The organism is Pseudoalteromonas luteoviolacea S2607, assembly GCF_001625575.1.
GTDB lineage: Bacteria > Pseudomonadota > Gammaproteobacteria > Enterobacterales > Alteromonadaceae > Pseudoalteromonas > Pseudoalteromonas luteoviolacea_E.
Genome location: NZ_AUXV01000067.1, coordinates 1 through 13,365, shown reverse-complemented (window position 1 = coordinate 13,365; position 13,365 = coordinate 1). Strand labels below are relative to the sequence as shown.

General features: G+C 42.3%; 13 protein-coding genes. 5 read left to right on the top strand and 8 right to left on the bottom strand.

The genetic code is table 11. The annotated features are described in order from the left end of the window. The first annotated feature begins 107 nt into the window (after positions 1-107). From N480_RS20300 to N480_RS20290, 3 genes are all read left to right on the top strand, one after another. Positions 108-971, top strand: coding sequence for a DMT family transporter (locus N480_RS20300; RefSeq protein WP_063374511.1), 864 nt, complete (start codon positions 108-110; stop codon positions 969-971). Continuing rightward, complete coding sequence (locus N480_RS20295) at positions 968-1,684, top strand: glycerophosphodiester phosphodiesterase (protein ID WP_063374273.1); 717 nt, start codon at positions 968-970, stop codon at positions 1,682-1,684. Before N480_RS20300 ends, N480_RS20295 begins: the two co-directional genes overlap by 4 nt. A gap of 184 nt (positions 1,685-1,868) precedes the next feature. Continuing rightward, the gene (locus tag N480_RS20290) at positions 1,869-3,074 is read left to right on the top strand and encodes a methyl-accepting chemotaxis protein (protein WP_063374272.1); all 1,206 of its coding nucleotides are present in this window, start codon (positions 1,869-1,871) and stop codon (positions 3,072-3,074) included. A gap of 36 nt (positions 3,075-3,110) precedes the next feature. Here N480_RS20290 and epmA read toward each other — a convergent pair whose 3' ends face one another. Both epmA and efp read right to left on the bottom strand, forming a co-directional pair. Then, positions 3,111-4,085 carry an elongation factor P--(R)-beta-lysine ligase gene (gene epmA, locus N480_RS20285; protein WP_063374271.1) on the bottom strand — a complete coding sequence of 325 codons (975 nt, stop codon included), beginning with the start codon at positions 4,083-4,085 and terminating at the stop codon, positions 3,111-3,113. 87 nt (positions 4,086-4,172) lie between these two features. Beyond that, positions 4,173-4,739, bottom strand: a complete 567-nt coding sequence (efp, locus tag N480_RS20280; protein ID WP_063374270.1) for an elongation factor P — start codon at positions 4,737-4,739, stop codon at positions 4,173-4,175. Positions 4,740-4,780: 41 nt separating this feature from the next. On the opposite strand from efp, the gene epmB reads away from it, so the two are divergent. Further along, the gene (gene epmB / locus N480_RS20275; RefSeq protein WP_063374269.1) at positions 4,781-5,794 is read left to right on the top strand and encodes an EF-P beta-lysylation protein EpmB; all 1,014 of its coding nucleotides are present in this window, start codon (positions 4,781-4,783) and stop codon (positions 5,792-5,794) included. Positions 5,795-5,820: 26 nt separating this feature from the next. Here epmB and N480_RS20270 read toward each other — a convergent pair whose 3' ends face one another. After that, positions 5,821-6,030 (bottom strand): hypothetical protein, encoded by a 210-nt coding sequence (locus tag N480_RS20270; protein ID WP_063374268.1) that lies wholly within the window; start codon positions 6,028-6,030, stop codon positions 5,821-5,823. A gap of 72 nt (positions 6,031-6,102) precedes the next feature. Here N480_RS20270 and N480_RS20265 point away from each other — a divergent pair, with 72 nt between their 5' ends. Continuing rightward, positions 6,103-6,396 carry a hypothetical protein gene (locus N480_RS20265; RefSeq protein WP_063374267.1) on the top strand — a complete coding sequence of 98 codons (294 nt, stop codon included), beginning with the start codon at positions 6,103-6,105 and terminating at the stop codon, positions 6,394-6,396. Between the two features lie 27 nt (positions 6,397-6,423). Here N480_RS20265 and N480_RS20260 read toward each other — a convergent pair whose 3' ends face one another. From N480_RS20260 to lexA, 5 genes are all read right to left on the bottom strand, one after another. Next, on the bottom strand, positions 6,424-6,903 hold the full coding sequence (locus N480_RS20260; RefSeq protein ID WP_063374266.1) for a DUF3016 domain-containing protein: 480 nt from the start codon (positions 6,901-6,903) through the stop codon (positions 6,424-6,426). 123 nt (positions 6,904-7,026) lie between these two features. Further along, complete coding sequence (locus tag N480_RS20255; RefSeq protein WP_063374265.1) at positions 7,027-10,092, bottom strand: efflux RND transporter permease subunit; 3,066 nt, start codon at positions 10,090-10,092, stop codon at positions 7,027-7,029. Further along, the gene (locus N480_RS20250; RefSeq protein ID WP_063374264.1) at positions 10,089-11,162 is read right to left on the bottom strand and encodes an efflux RND transporter periplasmic adaptor subunit; all 1,074 of its coding nucleotides are present in this window, start codon (positions 11,160-11,162) and stop codon (positions 10,089-10,091) included. Before N480_RS20250 ends, N480_RS20255 begins: the two co-directional genes overlap by 4 nt. A 9-nt stretch (positions 11,163-11,171) precedes the next feature. Continuing rightward, positions 11,172-11,876, bottom strand: a complete 705-nt coding sequence (locus N480_RS20245) for a DUF3313 family protein (protein ID WP_063374263.1) — start codon at positions 11,874-11,876, stop codon at positions 11,172-11,174. 326 nt (positions 11,877-12,202) lie between these two features. After that, the gene (lexA, locus tag N480_RS20240) at positions 12,203-12,814 is read right to left on the bottom strand and encodes a transcriptional repressor LexA (protein WP_063374262.1); all 612 of its coding nucleotides are present in this window, start codon (positions 12,812-12,814) and stop codon (positions 12,203-12,205) included. Positions 12,815-13,365: the final 551 nt, after the last annotated feature.

The window sequence follows — 13,365 nt, the reverse complement described above, 5'->3', positions numbered from 1 at the left end:
ATTTATCGTTTTACCCTACCATGAACAGCATCAATCACGCAGTGACAAGTGTCACCCTAACATGTAATAAAATACGATACTTGCTGCTCTCACAATTAAAAACGACTATGCAACAAAATCAATCTGCGCTTATACAATTACATATCGCTGTACTCATGTTTGGTGGCACGGCGCTATTCTCTAAACTTATTGCCTTGTCTGCTCTCGATATTACTGTATACAGAACAGCAATCGCGTTTCTAGCAATCGCCGTTATTCTGAAGCTACAAAAGAAGCACTTACGCCTCAATCATCTCAAAGACTACTTTATTGTTGTGGGTCTTGGCGTCATCATTGGTATGCATTGGGTGACCTATTTTGCCGCAATGCAAATGGCAGGTATCGCTACAGGGATTATTGCATTTTTTACTTACCCAGTTGTAACAGTATTACTCGAACCACTGTTTAACCGCACCAAATTAAAGCCCACCGACCTATTTAATTCACTCGTTGTCATTTTAGGTATTTATCTGATGGTACCCGATGCAGACTTAGGTAACCAGGTCACCCTAGGCATTTTTACAGGGGTGATTTCGGGTGTTTTCTTTGCTTCTCGTAACCTACTACAAAGAAAATACTTTTCTGGTTACGGTGGTCCACACACAATGCTATATCAAACTTTGACAGCGGCATGCGTTCTGTCCATTTTTGTTGACACACCACCTCAAGCTTTGCCTTTGCAGGATATGTACTATTTGATCTTAGCTGGCATCGTGTTTACCGCTATACCTCACTCTCTGTTCGCGAATAGCTTGCGTTACTTAAGCGCTACAACAGCTGGGTTAATTTCCTGTTTACAACCCTTGTATGGCACTGTTTTGGCTTATATGCTGTTATCAGAGACAACCAGTATGACAACACTGATTGGCGGCATTTTAGTTGTAAGTGCAGCCTGTTTTGAAACGTGGTCAATAACAAGGAACAAACGATGACCCTAGTATTTGCGCACCGTGGTGCAAGCGGAAATCACCCTGAAAACTCGCTAAGTGCAATTAGCGCAGCTTTAGATGTAGGTGTGGACGGTATTGAGCTTGATGTACAAAGCTGTCGTGATGACTACGCAATCATCCATGACACATGGCTAGACAGAACGACTAATGGCCGTGGTATGGTCAGAGATGCGACTCGACAAGCGTTAAACGCCCTTGATGCGGGCAACGGTGAGGGCATACCGACATTGCAGGATGTTTTTAACCTCATAGGCACAAAAGCAACTATTAATTTAGAGCTAAAACATACTTATTGTTTAGACAAGTTTGTTCAATATATCGAAAAAAACGTCAATGCAGGTGTCGTTGAACGGAGCCAGATCATCCTCTCCTCTTTTGACCACCACCAGCTCGTTTGGCTAAAGCAAAAATTGCCGTGGGTTAAGATCGGCGCCTTGACCGCATCTATTCCACTCAATTACGCTGATTTTGCACAAAAGCTGCATGCCTATAGTATTCATATGGATAAAAATTTTATCAATCATGAGTTTGTTTTGGATGCAAAGCAGAGAGGATTGAACGTATACGCCTACACAGTAGATAAACAAAAGGACATTGAGTTAGTACTCGACATGGGCGTTGATGGGATTTTTAGCAACTACCCATGCCATGCCAAAATGGCAATTAATAAACTCAATGAAACGATAGGAGCCTAGTGAGTATTTTTTCTCTTTGGTTCTGACAAATTAGCTATTTCGCGATAAACCGATTGGATTGCTTAAATAATTCTACTAAATGGTATATTTTAATAGTAATTGACGTAAATTGTGAGAATTGCTTGGAATCCAATTCTCGCGTTTACATTAACTGGCGAGTGATAAGCCTATGATGAGTTTGTACATGCGCATATATAATTTACTTGAAGAATCTCTCTTTTTTACCCTTACGAGAAAAATTTTCGGCAATCTTGGCTTTTTGTTTGTTTTCCAGCTCCTTACTTTAGGGTGGCTGTACACACACCTTTCTGATTCAGGTACTGAGTTAGGTGGCTTCTGGCTGTTAGCCGTTACTTCTGTATTTGCATTTGTGTTCACTTTTTTTTATATGCGATACTTGATCGTCAGGCCCGTGCAAGCGATGCGAGACGCCTTAGAGCAAGTTAATCACCAAGATGGCAACCTCAATGCTCGATTGCCTCAATTTACTTACGATGAATTCAGAGAGCTCAGCGACCAATACAACACCTTCACAATGCACCTAAGCGAGCTATTAGGCAATACGTATAAAAGTGCAGAGGCGGCAACTCTCAGTAATCAACAGGTCACGCACTCTATGACCAACACCGTTACTGCGGGTGAGCAGCAAATTAGCCAAGGTGATAATATTATTGCGGCCAGTGATCAGGTTACACATAGCCTGCAAAGTATTGTCAGTAATACGGATCACGTTTACCAAGCAAACACCGAAAGCCTGCACTTTGTTAGAGGTTCATCACAGTCCTTGATGACACTAGTCGATGAAGTGCAACAAATAACTGCCCTGTTAGGTAACTTCTCGACAACCGTATCAGGCCTGAAAGAAAACAGCGACAATATCCGTAATATCCTAAAAATGGTCGAAGAGTTTTCAGACCAAACCAACTTACTCGCGCTCAACGCGGCTATTGAAGCAGCTCGCGCCGGTGAGGCTGGTAGAGGTTTCGCAGTAGTAGCGGATGAAGTCCGTAATCTATCAGTCAAAGTAAATGACGCAACTCGCCAAATAAGTGATTTTATTAACCAGATGGACCATTTAGTCAGTGAAACACACCAAGAGTCCGAACAATTGATTTCGCACTCTAGCAGCGCTGAAAAAGCAATTAGTGACACATCAAAAGGGTTTGCAGATATGAGTGAAGACTTCGAGCGTAATCAGTCTCAACTCGAAGAAATCGTCAGTGCAGTACACCAATTAGAAGATACGCAAAACCACACGCATCAAGCGGTTCAACAAATTGTTGCATTAGGCCAGTCGGCTAAATCGCAATTAGATACCGCGCTGCATGATTGCCAACATGCCCACCAGCTCACTGCGACCACGCAAAAAGAATTACAGCGATTTGTATAGGACTAGGCCCAGCCTCTGCTGGGCCTATAGACTCAATCAAGCCCGTTCCACATCAAAGGCTATCACCTCTTTAATCGAGCTTTTTCCCGTTGCCAACATAACTAAACGATCAATACCTAATGCAACACCTGCACATGCTGGCAAGCCACTCTCAAGTGCAGCCAAGAAGCGTTGATCTTTGTCGACTTTGGGCAACCCCATTTTTATTCGCTTGTTATTATCTTCGTCAAAACGCTTACTTTGCTCACTTGCATCTGTTAATTCATTGAAACCATTCGCAAGCTCCATACCTTGGTAGTAAAGTTCAAAACGTCCCGCTACACGAGGATCTGCATCATTCAACTGTGCAAGTGCCGCTTGTGAGGCTGGAAAGTGGTAAACAAAACACGGAGCATCTTTGCCTATTTGGGGCTCGACTTCCATACAGAATAATAATTGTAGCAGTGGATCAATGGACTGCTCTGTCGCCGCAATTTCTTCATAACCATATTTAGCACATAGCGATTTTAGTTCGTCGATCTCGATGGCTAGAGGATCGACGCCCAAATAAGTTTTAAACGCATCTTGATAACTAATGCGTGCAGCTTGTTCACAAGAAAGTATTTCTTGCATCAAGCAATCTATTTCATCCATGAGTGCAAACTCATCAAACCCGGGCCGATACCACTCAAGCATTGTAAATTCAGGGTTGTGGTGGCGTCCCGATTCCTCGTTACGAAATGCCTTACCAATTTGAAAAATAGCGCCACTCCCCGCCGCAAGTAAACGTTTCATGGCAAACTCAGGGGAGGTCTGAAGATACAGAGGCAGGCCCTTTGCGTAGCTAGGGCCAATAAACTCGGTTGCAAATGTAGCAAGATGAACATCAGTGACAGACGCTTGACTTAAACAAGGTGTTTCGACCTCCATCACCTCGCGAGCAGCAAAAAAAGCCCTTATGCTGGCCAGTACACTAGCCCTTTGTTTTAGCGTCTCAATTTGCGCACTCGGCGCCCACAGTGCCTTACTCATCTTTACTCTTACCTAGTTAGCTATACCTATAATAAAAAAATCTCGGCAAGAGCCGAGATTTTTCACGTTGTATTCGTTAAATTTGACTTACTTAACGCGGCTTACGTATTCGCCTGTACGCGTGTCTACTTTAATCACTTCGCCAATTTGAACGAATAGCGGCACTCGTACAACAGCACCTGTAGTAAGCGTTGCAGGTTTACCACCTGTACCAGCAGTATCACCTTTAAGGCCAGGATCTGTATCTGTGATCTCTAGTTCTACAAAGTTTGGTGGTGTCACTGCAATTGGGTTTCCGTTCCATAGCGTAATAGTACACACATCATTTTCAACTAACCATTTAACGTTTTCGCCAACTGCTTTTTCATCAGCAGCGATCTGTTCGAATGTATCGTTGTTCATAAAATGCCAAAACTCACCATCTGCGTATAAATACGCTAAGTCAGTTTCCATTACATCTGCGCCTTCAACTGAATCGCCAGACTTGAACGTTTTTTCTAATACTTTTCCTGAGATCAACTTACGGATCTTAACTCGGTTGAAAGCTTGGCCTTTACCTGGTTTAACCATTTCGTTTTCTAGGATCGTACAAGGCTCGCCATCCATCATAATTTTTAGGCCGCCCTTGAACTCGTTGGTGCTATAATTCGCCATCGTATCCTCTAATCATCGTATTTCGAGTAATAAACCTGCTAATGATACAAATAAATGAAGTAAATTTGCATACTAACTGGCAAAAAGAATTGGCAAATGTCATAACTTGCCCAGAAACACTCATCAAAATGCTGGGATTAGAAGGGCATTTCAATACCAAAGACCTAGCCGCAAAGCGTCTATTCCCCTTGCGAGTCCCTCGTCCATTTGTTGAAAAGATGCGCTTTGGCGATCCCTCAGACCCTTTACTATTGCAAGTGATGCCCTTACATCAAGAGTTCATAGCTGCCAGTGGCTTTAATAAAGATCCGCTTGAAGAGCAGGATGCGCCCGTGCCAGGTTTATTACATAAATATAAGTCACGTGTTTTACTGATGCTAAAAACAGGCTGCGCCGTCAATTGCCGATATTGCTTTAGGCGTCACTTTCCTTATCAGGAAAACCAGATAAATAAGCGCACACTACAGCCTATTTTTGATTACCTCGTCGATCATCCTGAAATTAATGAAGTGATTTTAAGTGGTGGCGATCCACTTATGGCTAAAGATAACATGATTGCGTGGCTTTTAGATAAACTAGAGCAACTGCCACAAATTAAAAGACTAAGGATACACAGCCGCTTACCAATCGTAATCCCTACACGGATCACCACTGAGTTATGCGAGCTTCTCAATAAAAGTCGATTGAAAACGATTCTAGTCAATCACATTAACCATCAAAATGAAATCGATCTGCACTTCACACATGCTATGCAAAAATTAAAACATGCGGGTGTTACATTACTTAATCAAACCGTGTTATTAAAAGGGATCAACGATACACCCAAAGCATTGATTGAATTAAGCGAGGCTTTATTTGAAAGTGACGTTTTACCTTATTACTTACACTTGCTAGACAAGGTTGAAGGCGCGAGTCACTATGATTTAGCACAGGAAGAGGCTGTTGCTCTAGTTACTGAGATGCTAGACGCACTACCGGGATTCCTCGTACCAAAGTTGGTAAGAGAAATCGGCGGCAAACAGAGTAAGACGCCGATTGATTTGCACTTGAGCTAAGTTCAAATGCAAAACATCAATGTGTACTACACATACACATTGATGTTATTACCCAAAGACGCTGTGACTGATTTAGCGGGCGTCTGCGCTGCGGCAGTGTTACCAGCTGATTCAATTAACGCTAGGGCAGCTCGTCCATCTGCTTGCTGTTGCTTTTTAGCCAGAGAAGCGCTGTATACTTCGCCACCCGGCCCGGCGCCAGACATAGCAGGAAGGTTACTTCCGGAAATATTCATAGGCATTTACCTGACAAGTTTGATGGATCCAAGTAAAATATCGACCGAATCACACCAGACTTTAGGAAAAATATGCAAGCTATCATCGAAAAGCTCAACGAAAACTTAAAAGTTGTTTACCGTCAGGCACTTGATGCTGATAAAAAATTAGATGAACTGCAACAACAAGGTCATGGAAAATTTGCCGCATTATTCACAAAGGACGCAGGGTTTGAATTTGAAGCCAAACGATTTAAACCATATGTATTGGATGTGGCAGCCGATGTCGATGCGCTGAGCAAGTCTGAGCAATTAGACGAAGAGCAACTTAAAAAGGCCGTCTTTAAATTGCAACAGCTACTCCAATTGCTCGCGACTTTCAAATAAAAAGAGCGCTAATGCGCTCCTTTTTACTCAGATGGCTGGGGCAATTTCGTCTTTATACCAGTCACTCAAAAGGCGTTTGTCGTAATAAAATTCGGAGTCTCGACCCATTTTTAATTTATCCATAAAACCTAAGTCTTTTAACACTTTAGATTTAGCTTCTGTTATCACCTTTCCCGTATTATCAGTCACACTGTAGGACATCTTTAAACGCGGAAAGTAAATTGGTTTAATTATTCGAATATCATTCATATTAAACCTAACATCACCGGCTAAATCAACATCTTCAAAGGTGACCGACATCGTGTAACCAGCTGGCATATCCGCAGCCAACTTGTTCAAATGCTGCTCAAACTTTTTTGCGATACGCTTGTGATATCCGCCTCGAGTCTCATTTGCTGGGAAAACATCACGATACTCTTTAAAATCTAGCCAAGTTACATTTACTTCAGCAGCACTTGCCGTCATAGGAAGGAACATCGCTGCAATCACATATTTGATATATTTCATAATAAACTCCTCTCGTAGGCCTGTATGCTCATAATCTGCTCATATCGCTGAACGAAAACTTAAGGGTTACATCCCTTTACAGGCTTTTACTCGTGATCACTTTATAACCACTAGGAGCGCCAATTAGGCGCTCTCATGTTCCCTTATTCGATAGAATAATGCATACAAAACTGGTACAACACCAAGCGTCAAAAGGGTCGAAAACAGTAGTCCCCCCATAATGCCTAGCGCCATTGGCTCCCACATCTCACCGCCTCCAAGGTATAATGGGATTAATCCAAATACCGTAGTTGCTGTAGTGAGTAGTATTGGCCTCATACGCTGCTGTGCAGCTACTACAATCGCCTCTACTGGATTCTCAGGCATATTGTTGAGCTCAATCTTAATTCGCTCTAGCAACACTATGGCATTGTTTATCACGATGCCTGCCAGTGAGATAATACCTAACAAGGTCATAAAGCCAAAAAATGATTGCCCTACTAGTAGACCGAGGATCACGCCAATAAATCCCAGCGGAATGGTAGTCAGAACAATTATTGATTTTCTAATTGAGTTAAATTGGCCAATCAACAAGATAACAATAATAAACACTGCAATCGGCATTTTATCTGCAATCGACTGATTAGCTTTACCGGAAGACTCAGCTTCACCACCGAGTTCATATGTATAACCAAATGGCCAGTTTTTCTTTTGCTCTTCAAGCCATGGAACTAACGCATCAAACCCTTCGTCTGCTGTTATACCATCTAATTGGGCCCCTACAGCAACCGACTTTAATCTGTCGCGTCTTAAGATCTGTGCACTTTCCCAGACAATCTCAATATCAGCAACTTGCTTTAGTGGTACAGACGCGCCTGTAGCTTGTGAGTACACCATCATTGCTTCCAGCTTACCTATGTCATCTCTATCTGCGGCTACGGAGCGCAAAGTAACTGGGATCAACTCATTTCCTTCACGATATTGGGTTAACTCCAATCCACTGAACCCGGTTTGTAGTGAGCTAGCAATATCCTTACTAGAGACACCAACACGCCTTGCACGCGTTTGGTTGATTTTGATTTGTACTTTTTTACTCGGTAGACCCCAATCATCACTTACCGCTTTAAGCCCAGGTGTTGCATGCATTTGCTGTTTTAACGCATCAACTATGCGCATTAATGTTTCCTTGTCGTCACCCGATAACCTGATCTCGACAGGGTTAGCAATCGGTGCGCCATTTTCTATCTTTCTTTGTTTAATCAAAAGGTCTGGATGTCTACTCAACGCATAGCGTTCGATGTCTTTCATCAAACCGTCGATTAAGTGATAAGACGTTGTGCTCACAATCATTAATGCATAGTTAGCACTGGTAGGCTCTGGGCTATGTGTCAGCAAAAACCTCGGACCACCATTACCGACATAACTTACCCACTCAGTTACGCCTTCAGAGCGTTCATTAGAGACTTGAAGCTCCTGATTTAAAAAAGCTTCAATATCTTTAACCATGGCCTCAGTAGTTTGTAACCGCGTCCCTATTGGTAATTCGAGCTCTACTTTAAAATAGTCCCGATCTGAAGGGGGAAAGAATACCTTTGGAATGTACTTCATCCCTTGCAGAGCCACGAAGAACGCGGCGACACATGCTAAAATAGTCATCCAGCGATAGCGTATCATTACAGTTAGCAGCTTTTTATAACCTAGATAGACGCCAGAGTCGTAGCTTGCTGCTTGCGATTTCACACGTGTAAAGTACACACATAGCATTGGGATCATCGTCATCGCCAATAACCATGAACACAACAATGTGATTGTCACAACTTTGAATAACGACGCCGTATACTCCCCTGTTGATGATTCAGCTAGGAAGATAGGCAAGAAAGCAGCACCGGTTGTCAAAGACGAAACCAGTAATGGAACTTTAAGCTCATCGGCAGAGTCTACCGCGGCATCAACTGCTGCTTTTCCTCGCTCCATTTGAACCATGATGTTCTCCGACATGACGATCCCATTATCGACTAACATCCCAAGTGCAATGATCAGTGCGGCCAAGGAGATCTGATCGATACTGATATCGAAAAATGACATCACGAGTATCCCAAACACCATGCTCATCGGGATCAAACTTGCTACTATCAAGCCGGTACGCAAACCAAGAGTAAACAGCATCACCAATGTTACCACTAACACGGCTTGAAGTAGGTTGGATACAAAATCACTGACCTTTTGTTCAACTTCTCTTGGTAAAAAGGACAGCAACTTAAATTCAACACCGATAGGGTAAACACTCTCTAGGTAATTCAGAGTATCAAGTACCTGCTCACCCAGTGCAATATTATTACCACCTAAACGCATAGAAATGGCCAGAGTTAGCCCCTCTTGCTGACCAACTCGTACTTTGGATTTCGCTGGATCCACATAGTCTCTGTAAACAACGGCAATATCGGACAGCAACAACACTTGCTCACTGCCCGGCACATTAATTATTGTATTGGCGATATCTTCTACTGACTCAAAATTCCCACTTGGCTCTAGCGCCAGTGTTTCGTCATTAATATAAATAGAACCACCTGGGTTTACGATGTTGCGAGCAGCAAGTTGTTCTTTAAGCTGGCTAGGAGAAATTCCCAAGGCACCTAGGCGTGCATTCTCAAATTCGATAAACACCCGTTGCTCTTGATTTCCGTATATTTCAACCTTTGCAGCCTCTGGTAGCCTCAGCAATGTATCTCTGACTTGCTCTGCTACATCTTCCATCTCACGATAGCTATACCCTTCAGCAGTCAAGCCAATTACGATGCCAAAAACATCTCCAAATTCATCATTAACAATGGGGGTTTGAGCGTCACTAGGTAAATCTTGTTCAATACTTTGGATTTTTCGCCTTAGGTTGTCCCAAATTGGCCGCATTTCTTTATAGCTTTCTTTAATATTTACGCTGACAATGGACACACCCGTTTTAGACGTGCTGCTCACAAAGTCTAACTCAGGGATCTGTTGAACAACTTTCTCAATCTGATCGGTTACTAATTCTTCAACTCGCTGTGGACTGGCACCAGGAAAATAAGTGACAACTTGAGCAGTACGAATGATAAACCCTGGGTCGTAGTCTTTAGGCATTTTGTCAAAAGATGCAATACCAAAAAAGAGTAAAGCGGCAATCAATACCCATGTGGTACGGTTGTTTTCTAATGCAAGTCTGGTTATGTTCACTGTGCCCCCTTGTTAAACTTTACAAGTTGACCTTCGCTGACTTTGCTCATGCCCGCTGTGACAATATAGTCACCTTCATTCACACCACTGATAACTGGAAAGCCCAGTGTTGACACTTCACCTATGACAACCGATTTTTTGGAGATTTCACCTTTACCATTACCCACAGAGTCAACAGTCCAAACGTAATTACCAGTCGAATCCTTGAGTACTGTGTTAATTGGCAGGTACAAACCACTCTTATTGACGTCAGCCCCCTTAGCTAGAACCTTTGCAGTCATGCCCGGTAAAATATTGTAGTTTTCCGGACGCGTCATACTCAGTGTCACTTCATAGGCCTTTGTAACTTCGTCCGCTTGTGTGCTTACTTCGACAAAGTCCAGCGGGAAGGTCTTATCTGGGATCCCTGAAAACTCAGCAATGATATGCTTAGGCGCATCTTTGGATACTTTTATCATGAGGCTCTCAGGCACATTAACTTTTAAAGTGATGTGTTTGATATCCTGTAATGTCGCAATGACTTGCTTCGCTTGCACTTCTTCATAGCGCTCAATATAAGTTCTGGCAACAACACCCGAAAAAGATGCCTTTAAACTCGTATACGACAGATTGTTTTGTGCATTCGCTAACTTACTTTTTGCGCTAGTAAAATGAGACTGTAATTGGTCATAGTCAGATTGCGAAATGGTCCCAGATTTAATTAACTGTTTAGCACGATTAAAATCTGCTTGAGCCTTATTATAATTTGCCTGTGCTTCATCAAGGGAAAGCTGGTAATCCGTCGCATCTAACTTTGCAATCACATCGCCAACTTCAACTTCTTCTCCTTGTTTCACTAATAATTCAGTCACTTCTCCAGGAACTTTAAAAGATAGGTCTGCTGAAGATGCGGCGTCTACAACCGCAGGAAACTCGACCATAGGGCCATCCACTTGTGATGACAAAAGTAGCGTTCTAACAGGTCGCAGTTGCTCAGACTCTTTTGCATTAGACTGAGGCTCTCCACAGCCAGCCAATATAGCGCAGAAAACAGCTGTTACACCAAACGACCTAATTTTTATTGTTTTCATGAAAGCTCCTTAATTTTGCCCTGTATCACGATGTTTTATCATCGCAGTAACGAAGTTATTTACCCAAATATCTAAAATTTCTCTAACCGCTTTAATATTTTCGGTGCCATCAACCTTAACTACTGTGTCTATTTCCTTGTGCGCTGTCATCATTACCACCGGCGCTTTCTTATCGCCAAGGTAGAAAGCTGACTCAAGGGAAACATGTGTGACGGCTTCTGTTTGTTCTGTTGCCGCTAAGTAAGCTGATTTGCCAGCATTGTAAACCAAGCGAATTGGCACAAAATCTCTAACACCCAGCTCTGTAGACTCAAACTCAACATCCGTAAATGCACCTTTAATCGTCAAAACAGTATTATCTAATTTGTCTGGTTGTTCTGTTACAACTGCATAATGACCTTTCAGTTTATTGATCATTTCTGACTGCATGTAATGACTTAACTTGGCCACATGTTGCGGGTTAATATTCAAAAACTCAGTTTGCTTTACATTTACCCAGACTTCGAAGCGAGGTAAATACAAGGTTTCAACCTTTGACAACGCGTCTTTCCCAAATGAGTTATCAACATATAGATTGGTATCTTGATATTCATTAGAGGGCTTAAGACTCTGATAGTCTGGCAAAAATCCTGATTGTGTATTTCTACCAGTTGAACTGCAAGCAGTGACGAAACATACAGCGAGTAAAATCAATAAAGTGCGCAACAAAGTCATTGTCAGCTCCATAATTATTAGTAATCCTTTGGTTGTATCACATAGCCCAAATAGGCTTTGTTCTCATTTGATATTAAATGTAATTCAAAATTACACATTTAATGAAGACTACATACCAAGACGAGTAGCTAAGACCTTAGCTAACTTAAATAGTGCAAAAATAATTAGAATTTTTAGTTTAGCGCTTATAGCATAGCTAACTTACTGAGCTTTAGTCGTATTTACTAACTAAAATTTTGACTTTATATGTTTTGGAGCGGGAAAAGAAGAAAAGGGAGTGGTTGTCATTTTGGGCCTGAAACGGCCCAAACAGATAGGCTAAAATACTACAAATTGCCTCTTATTACACCTACTGCAAGACCTTCGATATTAAAAGTCTCTTGCTCTAAATCGACTTCTATTGGTGAAAAATCCTCATTTTCAGCATGTAAAAAGACTTTCTTACCGACCTTTTCAAAACGCTTAACGGTTACATCTTCTTCGACTCTAGCGACGACAACTTGGCCATTATTTGCAACTTGCGTGCGATGTACTGCTAATAGGTCTCCATCCATAATGCCTATGTTCTTCATACTCATGCCATTAACACGCAGCAAATAATCTGCATTGGGCTGAAACATACTTGGGTCTACTTTACAGTGGTTTTCAATATGCTCTTGAGCCAAGATCGGCTCACCTGCCGCAACTCTACCAACCAGCGGTAAACCTAGCTGCTCAGGCTCTTCTGCTTCGACTAAACGAATACCACGACTAGCGCCAGGAACCATTTCAATAACGCCTTTTTTAGCCAACGCTTTTAAGTGTTCCTCAGCAGCATTTGCACTACGAAACCCTAAAGAGTCGGCGATCTCCGCTCGCGTAGGGGGCATGCCAGTATCTTTGATAAATACCTTGATGAGTTCAAAAACTTGTTCTTGTCGTTTAGTTAAAGGTCGCATATAACTGGTTTTCCATACAGTACATTTACTGTGAGTATATACAGTTCAATTAAAAGCGCAATGATCTTCTTAACATTTTGTGTTCATTCATAATTTAACTGGCAATTTGTCATGACAGATAGGGATTACAGCTTATAGTAGGTTTTTATAAAGAGATTTTATTCTGCGCGAAAATTGCAAGCATCGTGCAAAGGGTTAACGACAGCGAACGCAGTGAGTACGTTTCCTTTGCGCAAGATAGGTGCAAAAGGTTAGCGACAGCGAACGTCGTGAGTACGCTTCTTTTGCGCAAGGTGAAGTGAGCCGGTTTAATAACTGATGAGGGGTTGGTGACCCACAAGTTTCAATTTTGAACGACTTTAAAATGATGCTAAGAGAGTCCTTCTCAATGCAAGTGAAAGCTGCTTACTTCACCTTGCGCTAAAGTCAGGTTAGCGACGGCGAACGCAGTGAGTGCGTTTCCTTTGCGCAAGGGTGACGAATGACCGAAACAAAGTTTCGCAGCATGAGGACGTGAGCGTATGGATGCGCGATGGGACCCAGCTTCAGGG